This is a genomic window from Cupriavidus necator, assembly GCF_013141915.1.
GTDB classification, from domain to species: Bacteria; Pseudomonadota; Gammaproteobacteria; order Burkholderiales; family Burkholderiaceae; genus Cupriavidus; species Cupriavidus necator_B.
Genome location: NZ_SROX01000005.1, coordinates 327,045 through 342,166 on the forward strand (window position 1 = coordinate 327,045; position 15,122 = coordinate 342,166).

Here is a 15,122-nt window from a genome sequence, read left to right on the forward strand (position 1 = left end):
AGGGGAGATGGAGATGATGCGCGATGCGGTCCAATTCGAGCCCGCCGACAGCCGGGTGACACGCGTGGCGTTCTGGAGTGCGCTCCCTGAACGCTGGACGAGCGACATCGAGGAAACACTTGTGTGCTGCCACGTGCGGCAGGAAACGCACGATGTGAAGAGCTTCTTCTTCCATTCGCCGGAGGGCCGCGCGTTCGTGTTCGAGCCGGGGCAGTTCATCACGCTGGAGCTCGAGATCGAGGGCGAGACGATCAACCGGTGCTACACGATCTCGTCGTCGCCCGCGCGGCCGCATACGCTCGCCATCACGGTCAAGCGGGTGCCGGGCGGCAAGGTGTCAAACTGGCTGCACGACAACTTGCGGCCGGGCGCACCGATCCGGGTGCTCGGCCCGGCCGGCGAGTTCACCTGCGCGCGGCATCCGGCGCGCAAGTATCTGTTCCTGTCCGCGGGCTCGGGTGTCACGCCGTTGATGTCGATGAGCCGTGCACACCATGATCTCGGCGAGGATCGCGACATCGTGTTCGTGCACAGCGCGCGCACGCCGGACGACATCATCTTCGCGCGCGAGTTGGACCTGATCGCGTCAAACCACGCCAACTTCCGCACCTCTTTTGTGTGCGAACGGGTTGGCGCGCGTACCAACTGGGCTGGCATGACGGGTTTCCTGTCGCTGCCGTTGCTGAAGCTGATCGCGCCGGACTTCATGGAACGCGAGGTCTTTACGTGTGGGCCGGCGCCGTACATGAAGGCGGTGCGCGACCTGCTCGACGAGGCCGGCTTTGATCGCAGGCGCTACCACGAGGAGAGTTTCTCGTTCGAGACGCTGGTCGCCGAGGCCGAGGCCGAGGCCGCGCTCGACGTGCCGGCTGCCAGCACCGCGCCGGCGACAAACGGCGATGCCGACATGGCGCGGTTCAGCGTCAGTTTCGCCAAGAGCCACCGCGAGATCCTCTGCGGTTCGGGTCAGCATGTACTCGACGCGGCGCGGCAATCGGGCGTGCGGCTGCCGGCGTCGTGCACCCAGGGCATGTGTGGCACCTGCAAGGTCAAGCTCGTGTCGGGCCAGGTCGAAATGAAGCACAACGGCGGCATCCGCCAGCGCGAGATCGACCAGGGGATGGTGTTGTTGTGCTGCAGCAAGCCGCTGTCGGATCTCATCATCGATAAGTAGGGCAGGCGCATGCCACGCAGACGACGGTCGATGAGGACCGTCGGGCCGCTCTCTCGACGATTCTAAGTACACGGGGCGTTTCCGCCCCGACCAATGGAGGTATGCCATGAAGCTGCTTGCAAAGCTGTTTTTCACCGGCGCGGCGTCGGTGATGATGACATGGAGCGCGTTCGCGCTAGGGGATGCCAAACCGACCTTGAAGATAGGCTACGTCGAGGGTTGGGACGACAGCGTCGCGACGACCAACGTCGCGGCGCGGATCATCGAGAAGAAGCTGGGATACCCGGTGCAACTGGTGCCGCTCGCGGCAGGCGTGATGTGGCAGGGTGTCGCGCGCGGCGATCTCGATGCGACGCTGTCCGCCTGGCTGCCGGTTACGCAGGGCGCGTACTGGGACCAGTTCAAGACCAAGGTGGTCAATCTCGGCCCCAACTTCACCGAGGCAAGGATTGGCCTGATCGTTCCGGAATCGGTGAGCGCGAAGAGCATCGACGACCTGAACGCGCAGAAGGGGAAGTTCGAAGGCCGCATCGTCGGCATAGACGCCGGCGCCGGCGTGATGCGCAAGGCCTCCGAGGCGATCAAGAGCTATGGCCTAAGTTACTCGCTGATGCCGAGTTCGGGCAGTGCGATGACAGCGGAACTGGCGCGCGCGATGAACGCGAACAAGCCGGTGATCGTGACGGGCTGGGCGCCGCACTGGATGTTCGCCAAATGGAAGCTGCGTTTCCTCGACGATCCGAAGAAGGTGTTCGGCGATGCCGAGCACGTCGACAACATCGTGAATCCCGGGCTTGAGGCAAAGGCGAAGCCGGTCGTCGGGTTCCTGAAGAAATTCCAGTGGAAGCCAGGCGAGATCGACAGCGTGATGCTGGCGATCCAGGGCGGCACGAAACCCGATGCGGCCGCCGATGCGTGGATCTCCGCGAACGCGGAGCGCGTCAATGCGTGGATCGAGGTCGAGCGCTAATTCGTCAAACGACACAGCAGAACCAGCAGGCACCGGCCACGCTCGCATTGCGCGCGTGGCCGGTGCCATTTAGGGCCTACTGAAACACGACTGTCCGGTCTCCGTTCACGAACACCCGCCGCTCGATGAAGGCCTTGACGGCGCGCGCGAGCGTGATGCATTCGACGTCGCGTCCGACCGCGAGCAGTTGCTCCGGACGGTACGAATGATCGACGCGCTCGACGGCTTGCTCGATGATCGGACCTTCGTCGAGATCGTCTGTGACGAAATGCGCGGTCGCGCCGATCAGCTTGACGCCGCGCGCATGCGCTTGGTGATACGGCTTCGCACCCTTGAAGCCGGGCAGGAAAGAATGGTGAATGTTGATCGCGCGATGGGCGAGCCTGCCGCTGGTTCCTGGGGACAGCACCTGCATGTAGCGGGCGAGGATCACCAGTTCCGCGCCGCTCGACTCGAACAGGTCGAGCCACTGCGCTTCCTGTTCAGCCTTCGTCTCTGGCGTGATCGGGAAATGCCGGAACGGGAGATCATGCTGCCGGGCGAGCGGTTCCAGGTCGGGATGGTTCGAGGCGATGCCGACGATGTCCATCTTTAACTCGCCCATTCGCCAGCGGAACAACAGGTCCGCGAGGCAATGTTCAAGCTTCGACACCATGATCAGAACCTTCGGACGCGCGAGGGCGTCGTGGATCGCCCATTGCATGTCGAAGCGATCCGCGATCGGCGTGAATTCCTGCCGCAGTACGTCGATGACAAGCGCTTCTGAATGCGTTGGATGAAATACACAGCGCAAGAAGAAGCGATTGCTCAGGTCGTCATCGAAGACGGTCAGCTCGTCGATGTAGCAGCGGTGCCGCTCGAGCAGGCCGACGACCGCGGCCACCTGGCCTGGCGCGCTGGGGCACGCCAGCGTGAGAACGAATGGTTGTGAGCGGGGCATGGCGTCCATGGGATTCCTTTATTGGGGTGGTGTGGCGGGCGGACGCGTCGAGCGCCTGCGCGGGCCATGCGCGAAGTAGAGCAGGCTGCATGGCAGGGCGGATAGAACCGAAGCGCCGCGTGGCTGGTATCGGCGCGCCAACGCACGCTGCTACCCGATGCCGGCGTCTTCAGCAAGCTCGCGCTGGCGGGTCGCATTCGAGCCATTCGGCGTCGCTTGCGCACAAGCCGGGCCGGACCATCGGTTGCCACGATTGGCGGTGTCGCATTTGTGCAAGCCCTTGTCGGAATTCATCGGCAGGAGAGGGCCTTTTCTGGCAACTATGTAGGTGATCGCACCGCTTCTGTTTGTGATGCGACGAAGCGAATTTGCCAAGGCATTCCAGGAAGACGTAGCAATGCACCGCCAGCGCCTTTCGGATACAAGGAAGTCGCGGGCATGCCATATGACGTATGAGTCCCCGCAGGACCAGGAGAAGGTTTCGATGGATAGTCCCAAGGTCGTGGTCGAAGGTCTGTGCAAAGTATTTGGAAGTAACCCGCAACAGGCGCTCGACATGCTAGCCGCCGGTTCGACGAAGGACGAAGTGTTCAGGCGGACCGGTCAGGTCGTCGGCGTGCATAACGTGTCGTTCGATGTCAAGGAGGGCGAGATTTTCGTGCTGATGGGCCTGTCCGGCTCCGGCAAGTCGACGTTGATCCGTCTCGTCAACCGGCTCGTCGAGCCGACCGCCGGGAAGGTGCTGATCGATGGCCGCGATGTGGCCGCCGTGAGCCGCTCGGAACTGATCGCGCTCCGTCGCAAGGACATGAGCATGGTGTTCCAGTCGTTCGCGCTGATGCCGCAGCGCACCGTGCTGTCGAATGCCGCGTTCGGGCTCGAGGTCGCCGGCGTCGGCCGGAGCGAGCGTGAGCGCAGGGCGATGGATGTGCTGGAGCAGGTCGGGCTCTCGACGTTTGCGCAGAAGCTTCCGCGCGAATTGTCGGGAGGCATGCAACAGCGCGTCGGCCTTGCGCGGGCCCTGGCGGTGAACCCGTCGCTGATGATCATGGACGAAGCGTTCTCCGCGCTCGATCCGCTCAAGCGCAAGGAAATGCAGAACGTGCTGCTGCAGCTGCAGAAAGAGTCTCGCCGCACGATCATGTTCGTGTCGCACGATCTGGAGGAAGCGTTGCGCATCGGCAGCCGGATCGCGATCATGGAAGGTGGCCGCCTGGTTCAGGTCGGGACGCCGCAGGAAATCATTGCCAAGCCAGCCGACGACTACGTCCGCACGTTCTTCGACGGCATCGACACCAGCCGCTACCTGACTGCCGGCGACCTGATGCAGACGGACGCCGTGCCGGTCGTGTCAAAGCTCGATACGCCAAACCTCGACGCGATGCTGAACAACCAGGCTGGATATGCCTTTGTGCTCGATGCCCAGCGCAAGCTTCGAGGCTGCGTCATGCGCGATGCGGCGGCGAGCGTGCGGCCCATCGAGAGCATCCGGCGCGATGCGTCGCTCGAACACGTTGTCGAGCGTGTCGTGGCAAGCCCGAACGCGCTGCCAGTCGTCGACGACAACGGTTGCTATTGCGGCTCGGTCGACCGTGCCGTCATCCTGAAAGCCATCACGCACCTGCGAGGTCACCATGTCTGAAATCCTTCCGCTCGGCCACTGGGTCGACCAGTCCGTCCATTACCTTCTCGATCACGATGCGGCGACGTTCGACGCGGTCGGGCGAGCGATCGAGGGGCTCGCCGCAATGATCGAGCGGAGCCTGCAGGCGGTACCGATGTGGCTGATGATGGCGTTATTCATTGGCATTGGACTCTGGCGCGTCGGCTGGCGCTTTGCGATCTTCACGGCCGCGTCGCTGTTCGTGATTTTCGCCACGGGATTCTGGGATCAGACCGTGATTACGCTGGGCCTCACGCTGTCGTCGACGATCATCAGTCTGATCCTTGGCGTTCCGCTCGGCATCTGGGCGGCGAAGAGCCGGGTGGTTGCGGCCATCGTGCGCCCGATCCTTGACCTCATGCAGACGATGCCGGCCTTTGTCTATCTGATTCCTGCCGCGATGCTGTTCGGACTGGGTCGCGTGCCGGGTATCCTGTCGACCGTGATATTCGCGATGCCGCCCGCGGTGCGGCTGACCAGCCTTGGGATTCGCCAGGTGAACATGGAGATCGTCGAAGCCGGCTATGCGTTCGGCTGCACGCCGTGGCAGTTGCTGTACAAGGTGCAGTTCCCCAACGCGCTGCCGTCGATCATGCAAGGCGTCAACCAGACCATCATGATGGCGCTGTCGATGGTGATCATTGCATCGATGGTAGGCGCGGGCGGCCTCGGCAACGAGGTGCTAGCGAGCATCCAGCGGCTCGACATCGGCCTGGGCTTTGAAAGCGGCCTGTCGGTGGTGCTGCTGGCGATTGTCCTGGACCGCATTACGGAGAGCTTTGGGCGCGCACCGGGCACTGCGAAGGCGCCGCTGTTCTCGGGGCTCAGGCAGCTGTTCAGTGCCAAGACGGCGACGGCCCACGCCTGATTCCGGCTGATCCGTTCGCCAGGAGAGCGATGTGAGGTCCGTTGCCGCCGCGCTGGCTCACAGCGCTCCACCGCCGATGTCGACGCTCGCGCATTTCGGCTTCCTGACGTTGCCCGATTTCTCGATGATCGCATTCTCGAGCGCGGTCGAAGTGCTGCGGATGGCGAACTATGTCGGGCGTGCCGACCATTACACGTGGTCGATTTATTCGTCCCAGGGCGCGCCGGTGCGCGCGAGCAATGGTATCGCGGTACGGCCGACGCGCGCGCTCGACGCCTCGGAGTTGCCGGACGTGATGGTCGTCTGCGGCGGCATCCGCATCCGCGATGCCGTTGACGATGGTACGCGCATGATGCTTGCGCGACTCGCCGGGCAGAATATGCCGCTCGGCGGGATCTGCACGGGTGCCTACGCGCTGATGTCGAGCAGTCTGCTCGACGGTTACCGCTGCGCCGTGCATTGGGAGAACCGATCCGCACTGCACCGCGAGTTTCCGCTGGTGCAATTAGCCGACGAACTGTTCGTCATCGACCGGGACCGGCTTACCTGTACGGGCGGGACCGCACCGATCGACATGATGCTGAATCTCGTCGGCCTGCGTTTTGGGCAGCAAATGGCCGCGCAGGTCTCCGAGCAGTTCATTCTCGAGCGGATACGTGGCGCGACCGATCCACAGCCGATCCCGGTCGATGCACGGGTTGGCCTCTCGCGGGCGGAGCTGGTCGAGGTCGTGCGGCTGATGGAGGCGAATATCGAGGAGCCGCTGTCGCTGGACGCGCTGGCCCGGCTGGTCCAGCTGTCGCAGCGGCATCTGCAGCGGATCTTCAAGTTCTATCTGAATGTGTCGCCGACCCACCACTACCTGACGCTGCGCCTGAAGCGCGCGCGCGAGCTGCTGCGCACGACCAACGCGTCAATTGCCCGCGTCACGGCCGTCTGTGGCTTCCATTCGCCGTGCCACTTCAGCAAGGCGTACCGCGCCCAGTTCGGCCATGCGCCCAGCCATGAACGCCGACCGACGCGATGATCGCTGCTGGCGGGGCACGAAGCGATCGCCAGGGCCGCGGATACCCGGCCTTCAGACGCGCAACGGAATGCGCGATATTGCGCCAGCTTGACTACTGACCTTGACCTCCCATGACCCAGACGATCCTGCACCCATTGCGCACCCCGCTGTATGAGCGTCACCGTTTCATCCGCGCCCGCATGGCAGATGTTGGTGACTGGAGTATGCCGGTTGCCTATGGATCCCAGATCGAGGAGCACCACACCGTGCGGGCGGATGCCGCCATGTTTGACTTCTCGCACATGTGCGTGATCGACATACGCGGGGCGGACGCTCGAATGTTTCTCCGCAAGCTGCTTGCCAACGACATCGGCAAGCTGCGATCCCCTGGAAAGGCGCTCTATTCATGCATGCTTAACAGGGAAGGCGGAGTGATCGATGACGTGGTCGTTTACTACCTGGACGATGAATGCTTCCGTATGGTCTTGAACGCGCACGCTGCCAGCCGCGACATTGAATGGATCCGGTCACAGATCGTTGAGACCAAAAGCTCGGTGACGCTGGTCGCGCGGCGCGAGGATATGGTTGGCGGCGACGTGGAGGCGCTGGCAATGATCGCCGTGCAGGGTCCCAATGCTCGGGAAAAGGTATTTCGAGCCATCCCGTCAACGCGCGCCGCTGACAAGGTGAAGCCGTTCAACTCCATCATCGTGCACGACTCCGCAGTCGGCGAACTGATGCTGGCGCGGACCGGGAAGACCGGCGAGGACGGCTTCGAAATGATCGTGCTGGCAAAGCATGCCGGTCAGGTATGGGACATGCTGAGGTCGGCCGGCATCCCTGCAGCAGGCCTCGACGCATGGGACACTCTTCGGCTCGAAGCAGGCATGCACCTGAATGGGCTGGACATGGACCCGCAGACCTCGCCCTTCGACGTCGGCTTGGGCTGGAGTGTTGATCTGGAGCTGGAGCGCGACTTTGTCGGCGAGGCAGCGCTACGTGCCCGCCGCCAGGATTGGCAGTTCGTCGGGCTCGCTTTCGAAGGAAGCGCCGCGGTGGCCCGCACGCAGAGCCCGGTGATGAGCCTCGAAGGGGAAAAGATCGGGAAGGTCACCAGCGGAACCTATAGTCCGACGCTTCGAATCGCCATCGCTTTGGCTCTGGTTACCCCAGACATCAAGGTCGGATCGTATGTGAGTGTCGAGGTCTACAACAAGCGAATCTCCGCAAAGGTCGTTCGCCCACCGTTCGTACGGGACGGAAGCCCAGTGCGGGAACAATAGGGCGGCTTTGTGCAACCTCTGCGCCAGAGATCGTGCCGACGCACTGCACCAGACCATTGGTTGCGGGAGCCGCAGACCTGACCCGCCCGAGAATCACGTTACGACCGCTTATGCACGACAACTTGCCGCAGCGCTTGCGCTCACTCCTTTTCGTCCCCGCCGACAGTGACCGGAAACTTGCGTCCTCGCTGAAGTCAGCAGCGGATGGACTCGTGTTCGATCTGGAAGACGCCATCCCGGAGCCAGGGAAGGCGTACGCACGGTGCAAGCTGGCTGGCTTCCTCGAAGAGCATCGAGCCTCGATGCATCAGGCCTTGCTGGTGCGTGTCAACGGGCTGGCGTCCGGCCACATTCTGCGCGACCTGGCCGCCGTGGTGCCGCACCGGCCCAACGCGATCGTGCTGCCAAAGTGTCGTAGTGTCGATGATGTGCATCGCCTTTGCGACTTTCTCGCAGCCTTTGAATGCGCCCTTTTGGACGATAGGTGGGAAGTGTCCATCATCGCGATGGCGACCGAATCATCCGAAGGTGTCTTCGGTTTATCGTCGTATCGCAACGCGCCGATGCGGCTGCGGGCGCTGATGTGGGGCGTGGACGATCTTGCGGCCGACCTTGGCGCATTCTCGTCGCATACCGGCAAGGAGCTGACCACGCCGTTTTCCGTGGCTCGTACCATGTGCCTGCTGGCGGCCGCCCAGGCGGGTATCGACGCCATCGATGCGGTCAGCACGAACCTGAGCGATCCGGCGAGGATCGGGGAAGAAGCCGCGCAGGCAAAACGAGACGGATTCTCGGCCAAAGCTGCCGCACATCCTTCTCAGATCGACGCCATCAACCAGGCCTTCATACCGCAGCAAGCGGAAATACGCTGGGCGAGTGAGGTGGTCGAGGCGTTTTCGCGGGTCGGCGCCTCTGGTGTTGCGAGATTGGGAAACGCAATGATAGATCGCCCGCACCTTCGCCTCGCCCATCGAATCTTGTGTCACGTCGACGAGAGTTGAGATCAGCAGTCGGGCAACGGTGTCGACGCGATGATGCTTCGCGCATTGAGGTTGGCGCGTTATGTTGCCGTATCAAGCTTCACCGTATATAAGGAGGGAAGTCAATGATGACAAAGGAGATGGCAGGCACCCTCCTCACGGCATGCGTTGCCGTCGCCTATTTCTTGCCCGGCCCGATATCGGTTTCACTGATGCTATTTGCATCCGTGATGGCTGTCGTCCATGCGTGCCTGGAAGCGAAACAGGCTGAGCCGGGATGCGCCGTTCCACCGTCGGTTTAGAATCGCGGGCGCACCTGAGCAGGCACCATGGCAAAATAGAAATCGCCATTCAGGGAGCGATCAGAATCGGTGCGGGGTCGGTTTCTGCCGTTGATAGCACCGTCCGTTAGTCGCCGGAGTCGGCCAATGATCCATTTTCCTCGACAGCTGCTCGTTACGAGTCTGAGCGCCCTGTTGCTGTCCTTCGCTTGCAACCCGTCGTATGGGCAACTGGTTGTCAAGATCGGTATTTCCGTTCCGCTGACAGGGATCAATGCCGCCAACGGGAAGGACATTGAGAGCGGTGTTCGTCTCGCTGTTGAAGAAGCCAACGCGCAGCGCATCAGACTGGATGGCCAGGACGCCCGCTTCGAGCTTGATTCGGTGGACGACCAAAGTGACCCGCGCATCGGCGTTCAGGTGGCCCAGAAGCTGGTCGATGACGGGGTGGCTGTCGTTGTGGGGTATTACAACTCTGGCGTTGCGCTTCCGTCCTCGCTGATTTTCGCCCGCGCAGGCATCCCGGTCATCCATCCGGCGGCAACCAATCCGGCTATCACGCATCAAGGTCTGAAGACGGTCTTCCGCATCATTGCGACCGATAGGCAAAACTCCGGTACCGCTGGCAAGTACGCGGTCAACGTCATGAAGGGGCAGCGCATTGCCGTGATGGACGACCGGACCGCGTTCGGCCAGGGGGCAGTGGACGAGTTCAAGAAGGCCGTCACCCGTGCAGGCGGAAGAATCGCGATCGCTGAATACACCAGCGACAAGGCGGTCGAGTTCAGCGCGCAGCTCACGAGCATCCGGGCTGCCAATGCCGACATCCTGTTCTTCGGCGGCCTGGACAGCCAAGGGGCGCTTATCACGAAGCGGATGAGGGAACTCGGCATGCGCACCCAGTTCGTCGGAAGCGGTGGCATCGCGGACAGTATCTTCCTGAACATTGCCGGTCCCGCCGCGGATGGCGCGATGGCGTGGGAATACGGGCGTCCTGTCGAAACGCTGCCGCAAGGCAAGGCCTTCATGCAGAAATTCAGGAAGCGCTTCGGCACCGGCAGTCTCAGCTATGCGCCCTTCGCGTATGACGCCGCGTGGGTGGCTATACACGCTCTCAGGCAGGCGAATTCTGCGACGTCGGCCGACCTCCTCGCGGCGCTGCGCGCAACGCAATACGAGGGTATCACCGGGAAGATTGCCTTCGATCCGAACGGCGACTTGAAGAACCCGACGTCGACGCTCTATCAGGTAAAAGGTGGCCGTTGGGTTCCGGTCACGACGATCGGGGTTGAATGACGTTATTGAGACTTCGACGGAGCATCCGTGCGAACGAACCCGGGCTAACGTGCTGTGGAGTGACGCAACGTTCCACCAGCGTGCGGTACGACGCAAAGAAGCAATTCGCACGCCGTTGTGCGCGGTGCCTGGGCGAGCAGAACCAACTCAGGGCCGGCTCTTTGGCTCCGAGGCAGGACGGCTAACCGCGCCGGAAGCGCCCCGGGCGCCGGTAGACTCCATACTGCGGTCGACCTTGCCATGCGCTTCGCTCTTGTCCGTTTTGGCACTCTTGCCGGCGGCACCGCTGGCGGCCTGCTCAGACAGCTCCGGACGCCTGCCAGTATCAGTTCCTGGTGTTGGAGGTGAACCATAGCGACCGCCCTGGGCCCAAGCCGCAACAACCGTTAGCGAAAGCACGATGAGGCAAGCCAAATTCTTCATTGCTGTCTCCAGAACCCGCACACCAGGATGTTCGCCGCCGACAGTGTGCCGGCCGCCCCGATGAGCGTGATCTCGATGCTCCAGGCAGGCGCCGTGCCGGCGATGCCCATGATCACGGATTCGACGATTCCCAGCGAACTGGCGTTGAGCCTATGGATGGGTCCATGGGGCGCGCGACGCGTGGTCGGCATTGATGGACCAACTTCTACTCTCCTCGGCGCGTGCTTGCAAGAGGCGACTCTGGAGATTCTGGCGAAAAGTGGCTGGAACGGAAATCGCTACCGAGCGCTGTAGTACATACCATGGCACCTTCGCGCGTCTCATTGCAGCAGTGACGATGGAACTACTTCGTTGGCACGGGCGAAAGCGATGCCACACGCAGCAATCGCGCAACCCCGCGGCGGATGCACGCTATGGCCCCGCCGCAGAGCGGCATCAATTGCGTTTGGCATCGGCCGCACCAGGCCGGTAGCGCAGCAGATGGTCGGTGCCGGATTCGGGCAGCCAGACTTCCCCAGGGCGGCCCATTATCTGGCGTACGTTCGCGTGCGGACGCGGAAGCGTGATCACTTCGAATCGCTCGGCACGCGCGTCGAAGCGAACCAACGCGTTGGCGCTCCATTCGCTAAGCCAAACGATGTCGCGATCGTCGACAAATATCGCGTAGGCATGGGGGTCGTGGCCGGGCAGCCGCCATTCGCGCCATTGATGCGTTGCCGGATCGAACACGCCGACTTTCCCAGCGCTCCACTCGCTGATCCAAGTACGCCCTTTCGAATCGGCCCATACGCGTCGCGCACCCTGATTCGGCGTCGGCGGCTCAATGACCTGCGCCGCGCCGCTCGCGGGATCGATGCGGCCGAGATAGCTACCGGCCAGTGACGCGAAGTACAGGCTGCCGTCAGGGCTCACGCAAATGCCGTACGGACCGGGCCCGCGCGGCGCATCGAAAACGCGCATGGTGGCGCGCGCTGGGTCGAGTTCGCCGTAGATGCCGCTTTGCCCCGTAAACCACAGATGCCCTCGCTTGTCGAACACCGCGGTATTCAGATTGGCATTCGGCCGGTCCTTCGGGAGCGGATAACGCGTTACGGCACGTGTCTTAGGGTCGACGCGTACGATTGCATTCTGGCCGCCGTCCGTGATCCATGCCGCTCCATCGGGTCCGACGATCACGCCGTGTGGCGCCGAGCCTGCGCCGAGAGACACCGTGTCGACCGTGCCGGAGCGAGGTTCCAGGCGTCCCACCGCGCCCTGCGCCTGCGCGGTGTACCACACAGTGCCGTCGGGGGCTGGTGCAACATCGTGCGGTGCGCTTCCTGGGGGGACGGCAAACGTCTCGAACAAGGGTTGCGCCCGTGCCGAAGTCATCGCGAGCAGGACGCTCAGGAAGGCCGATGCACATAGCGGAACCAACACGGATTCAAGAATCCTGCTCACCGCTGTCACGGCTCTTCCCTTCTCGACTTCCAGCATGTCCGCCTCCTGGCCGAGTATGCGTCGCAAAGTGAGGAAATCGCCTGCCGCGACAGTGGAAAACGGCTGGGGCGGGGATCGCTGGCAACCCCGCCCGCGTACCGAAACGAGGTCGCGCGCCACGCCGGAGGGGCCTTACGCCTTGACGATCCGGCCGCCGGATCAATTCAGGCCGGTAATGTAGTTCGCGAGATTCTTGATATCGTCATCACTCAGGTTGCGCGATACGCTTGTCATATTCCCCGCGTCATTCGTGCGCCGCCGGGCCCGGAAATCCTCCAGTTGCTTGACGATATACGCGTACTGCTGCCCGGCTACCCGCGGTATTTCGTTCTGCCCGGCGAAGCCGCCGAGGTGGCACATCGTGCATAGCACTTCCTCCGACTTGCTGCGTCCGGCCGCGACCCGCGCTGCATCGACCTTGTAGGTCGATGCCATCGGCTTCTGCGCGGCAAAGTAGTCGGACAGGTCCAGCATGTCCTCCTTTGACAACGGCGTGGCCATCGGCGACATGACAGGGTCGCTCCGCCGTGCTTCCTTGAAATCACGCAACTGCAGGTAGAGGTAGCGCGCAGTCTGTCCCGCCAGTTGCGGATAGGCGGGATTGGTGGAATTGCCCTGGGGACCGTGACACGCAACGCATACCTGTGCCTTGGCCTGTCCGGCCGCCGCATCGGCACGGGCATTGCCGCTTGCTGCGAACAGGGCGAGCAGGGCAGACACCACGACGCGCCGCGCCGCGGGATGGCGGCGCGCACGGATCGGGGGAGCCCGCATTTCCGGATCGTTTGCCACGGACCTATTGCACCGCGAACACCAGGATGCTGTTGCCGCGCTTGAAGTCCAGCTGGGTGTTGCCGCCGGCTGCCACGGCAATGTACTGCTTGCCGCCGACGGTATAGGACACCGGCGGTGAATTGACGCCGGCCCCGCACTGGAACTGCCACAGCATCTTGCCGTTGGCCGCATCAAACGCCTTGAACAGGCCGTTGCCCTCGCCAGTGAAGACGAGTCCGCCGGCGGTAGCCAGCACGCCGCCGATCAGCGGCTGCTCGGTCTTGTAGTCCCACGCCACCTTGCCGCTATCGATATTGACCGCCGAAAGCTTGCCCCACTGCTGTTCGCTCGGGATGACCTTGAATGCGCCGCCCAGCCACAGCTTGCCGCCCGGATAAGGCACGTCTTCCACCTGGTAGGTCATCGGCTGATGCAGGTTGGCGGCATAGGCAAGCCGCGTTTTGGGGTTGAACGCCATCGGCGACCATTCCACGCCGCCGTTTGCGCCCGGTAGCATGCGCGCGCCTTGCGCGGTGGGCAAGGTCCACATGTTCTCCTGCGGGATCATCGCCTGGGAATAGCGGATCAGGCGGCCGTCGCGGCGGTCGTGCACATAGACGTGCCCGGACTTGCCGCCGTGGATGACGCCCGGAATCATCTGGCCTTTTTCATCGCGCACATCGACCAGGATCGGTGGGCTGGCTGCGTCCAGGTCCCACACGTCATGGGCGATATATTGCGAGTGCCATTTGTAGGCGCCCGTGTCCAGGTCGACCGCGACCAGCGAATCGGTGTACAGGTTGTCTCCGGGACGGATCGCGCCATACAGGTCGGGCGACGGATTGCCCACTACGAAGATCGCCAGCTTGTTGGCGCGGTCCACTGCCGGGGCCATCCACACGCCGCCACCAAGTGTCTTGTAGAAGTCGCCGCCCTTGTCGGCCAGCATCTTTTTCTCCGCGGCGATGTCGCGCTTCATGTCGCGCCCGGTAGCGTCCTTGGTGGCCCAGACACCCTCGTGGCCCTTCTCGGGTATGGTGTAGAAGGTCCACAGCAGCTTGCCATCGGTGGCGCTGAACGCCTTGACGAAGCCGCGGATGCCGTACTCGCCGCCATTGGTGCCGATCAGGATCTTGTCGTCGATGACTACCGGCGCCATGGTTTCCGAGTATCCAAGCTCCGGGTCCGCGATCTGTGTTTCCCACAGCAGCTTGCCGGTCTTGGCATCGAGGGCGACCAGCTTGGCGTCAAGCGTACCCATGTAGAGACGATCACCGCTGATCGCCACGCCACGGTTGTTAGGCCCGCAGCAGAACGTGGTGATCGGTCCCATCTTGTGCTTGTAGTGCCAGAACTCCTTGCCCGTCACCGCGTCGATGGCATAGACGTGGTTGTAGGAAGTCGTGAGGAACATGACGCCGTTGACGACGATCGGCGCAGTTTCCATTGACTCCATCACGGCCGTCTGGAAGATGAAGGCGGGCCGGAGCCTGGCGACGTTCTTGGTGTTGATCTGCGCCGCCGGGTAGTAGCGCGTCTGCACGTACGAGCCGTTGGAGTGCAGCCAGTCGTTGCTGTTGGTGCCCGCGGCATCGAGCTGAGCCTGGGTGACCGGGCGCAGCGCACTGGACATTGGCGCGGCTGGCGTGGTCGCACCGCCCTGGATTTCCTCGGCGGCGAGCGCGGCGGACGCATGGAAGGCAACAAACAGCAAGGAGAGGGCATGCCCGGAGAGGCGAGGGAATGAGAGCATGGGGTGCTCCTTATTTGATTCTTGTCGACCTGGCCGCTGGGTGTGGGAAACGCATGAGTCGCTGCGTACCGTGCCGACGCAAAGCAGGCCTTGCCATGCGTCGAAGTGGCCCGAGGTAAAGTGCAGTATAGGCAAGAACCCCCGCAAAACAACCAGCTCACCAGGCGTGGCTGACACGCCGCAAGGGATCCGCTGGTTCCTGGCATCAGGGCACCCGCAGGCGACTTGAATT

The 15,122-nt window shown here is 62.9% G+C and carries 11 protein-coding genes and 2 pseudogenes; 8 read left to right on the forward strand and 5 right to left on the reverse strand.

Annotated features, from left to right (window positions below):
• Positions 1-13: 13 nt before the first annotated feature.
• On the forward strand, positions 14-1,174 hold the full coding sequence (locus E5S69_RS13095; RefSeq protein ID WP_171515112.1) for a hybrid-cluster NAD(P)-dependent oxidoreductase: 1,161 nt from the start codon (positions 14-16) through the stop codon (positions 1,172-1,174).
• Between the two features lie 106 nt (positions 1,175-1,280).
• The gene (locus E5S69_RS13100; protein WP_171515063.1) at positions 1,281-2,144 is read left to right on the forward strand and encodes a glycine betaine ABC transporter substrate-binding protein; all 864 of its coding nucleotides are present in this window, start codon (positions 1,281-1,283) and stop codon (positions 2,142-2,144) included.
• A 76-nt stretch (positions 2,145-2,220) separates the two neighbouring features.
• On the opposite strand, the gene purU is transcribed toward E5S69_RS13100, so the two are convergent.
• Positions 2,221-3,093, reverse strand: coding sequence for a formyltetrahydrofolate deformylase (gene purU, locus E5S69_RS13105; RefSeq protein ID WP_171515064.1), 873 nt, complete (start codon positions 3,091-3,093; stop codon positions 2,221-2,223).
• A 469-nt stretch (positions 3,094-3,562) separates the two neighbouring features.
• Here purU and E5S69_RS13110 point away from each other — a divergent pair.
• The 6 genes and pseudogenes from E5S69_RS13110 to E5S69_RS13135 all read left to right on the forward strand — a co-directional run.
• Positions 3,563-4,726, forward strand: a pseudogene (locus tag E5S69_RS13110) (quaternary amine ABC transporter ATP-binding protein); the annotation flags it as partial.
• Positions 4,719-5,615, forward strand: a complete 897-nt coding sequence (choW, locus tag E5S69_RS13115) for a choline ABC transporter permease subunit (protein WP_171515066.1) — start codon at positions 4,719-4,721, stop codon at positions 5,613-5,615. The pseudogene E5S69_RS13110 and the gene choW, both read left to right, overlap by 8 nt.
• 76 nt (positions 5,616-5,691) lie before the next feature.
• Positions 5,692-6,642, forward strand: coding sequence for a GlxA family transcriptional regulator (locus tag E5S69_RS13120; RefSeq protein ID WP_171515113.1), 951 nt, complete (start codon positions 5,692-5,694; stop codon positions 6,640-6,642).
• A gap of 110 nt (positions 6,643-6,752) precedes the next feature.
• Entirely contained in the window at positions 6,753-7,904 is a 1,152-nt protein-coding gene (gcvT, locus tag E5S69_RS13125; protein ID WP_171515067.1) for a glycine cleavage system aminomethyltransferase GcvT, read from the forward strand.
• A 110-nt stretch (positions 7,905-8,014) separates the two neighbouring features.
• Positions 8,015-8,905 (forward strand): HpcH/HpaI aldolase/citrate lyase family protein, encoded by an 891-nt coding sequence (locus E5S69_RS13130; protein WP_171515068.1) that lies wholly within the window; start codon positions 8,015-8,017, stop codon positions 8,903-8,905.
• Positions 8,906-9,312: 407 nt separating this feature from the next.
• Positions 9,313-10,461 (forward strand): branched-chain amino acid ABC transporter substrate-binding protein, encoded by a 1,149-nt coding sequence (locus E5S69_RS13135; RefSeq protein ID WP_171515069.1) that lies wholly within the window; start codon positions 9,313-9,315, stop codon positions 10,459-10,461.
• A 437-nt stretch (positions 10,462-10,898) separates the two neighbouring features.
• Here the strand turns inward: E5S69_RS13135 and E5S69_RS32400 are convergent.
• The 4 genes and pseudogenes from E5S69_RS32400 to E5S69_RS13155 all read right to left on the reverse strand — a co-directional run.
• A pseudogene (locus E5S69_RS32400) lies at positions 10,899-11,075 on the reverse strand (APC family permease); the annotation flags it as partial.
• A gap of 244 nt (positions 11,076-11,319) precedes the next feature.
• Complete coding sequence (locus tag E5S69_RS13145; RefSeq protein ID WP_171515071.1) at positions 11,320-12,360, reverse strand: virginiamycin B lyase family protein; 1,041 nt, start codon at positions 12,358-12,360, stop codon at positions 11,320-11,322.
• A gap of 162 nt (positions 12,361-12,522) precedes the next feature.
• Entirely contained in the window at positions 12,523-13,137 is a 615-nt protein-coding gene (locus E5S69_RS13150) for a c-type cytochrome (RefSeq protein ID WP_171515114.1), read from the reverse strand.
• A 22-nt stretch (positions 13,138-13,159) separates the two neighbouring features.
• Entirely contained in the window at positions 13,160-14,890 is a 1,731-nt protein-coding gene (locus E5S69_RS13155; protein ID WP_171515072.1) for a pyrroloquinoline quinone-dependent dehydrogenase, read from the reverse strand.
• Between the last annotated feature and the right edge of the window lie 232 nt (positions 14,891-15,122).

Excerpts from the sequence above, each read along its gene's own strand:
- E5S69_RS13095 (WP_171515112.1), top strand. The coding sequence starts at position 14 with ATGATGCGCGATGCGGTCCAATTCGAGCCCGCCGACAGCCGGGTGACA.
- E5S69_RS13100 (WP_171515063.1), top strand. The coding sequence starts at position 1,281 with ATGAAGCTGCTTGCAAAGCTGTTTTTCACCGGCGCGGCGTCGGTGATG.
- purU (WP_171515064.1), bottom strand. The coding sequence starts at position 3,093 with ATGGACGCCATGCCCCGCTCACAACCATTCGTTCTCACGCTGGCGTGC.
- choW (WP_171515066.1), top strand. The coding sequence starts at position 4,719 with ATGTCTGAAATCCTTCCGCTCGGCCACTGGGTCGACCAGTCCGTCCAT.
- E5S69_RS13120 (WP_171515113.1), top strand. The coding sequence starts at position 5,692 with ATGTCGACGCTCGCGCATTTCGGCTTCCTGACGTTGCCCGATTTCTCG.
- gcvT (WP_171515067.1), top strand. The coding sequence starts at position 6,753 with ATGACCCAGACGATCCTGCACCCATTGCGCACCCCGCTGTATGAGCGT.
- E5S69_RS13130 (WP_171515068.1), top strand. The coding sequence starts at position 8,015 with ATGCACGACAACTTGCCGCAGCGCTTGCGCTCACTCCTTTTCGTCCCC.
- E5S69_RS13135 (WP_171515069.1), top strand. The coding sequence starts at position 9,313 with ATGATCCATTTTCCTCGACAGCTGCTCGTTACGAGTCTGAGCGCCCTG.
- E5S69_RS13145 (WP_171515071.1), bottom strand. The coding sequence starts at position 12,360 with ATGCTGGAAGTCGAGAAGGGAAGAGCCGTGACAGCGGTGAGCAGGATT.
- E5S69_RS13150 (WP_171515114.1), bottom strand. The coding sequence starts at position 13,137 with ATGCGGGCTCCCCCGATCCGTGCGCGCCGCCATCCCGCGGCGCGGCGC.
- E5S69_RS13155 (WP_171515072.1), bottom strand. The coding sequence starts at position 14,890 with ATGCTCTCATTCCCTCGCCTCTCCGGGCATGCCCTCTCCTTGCTGTTT.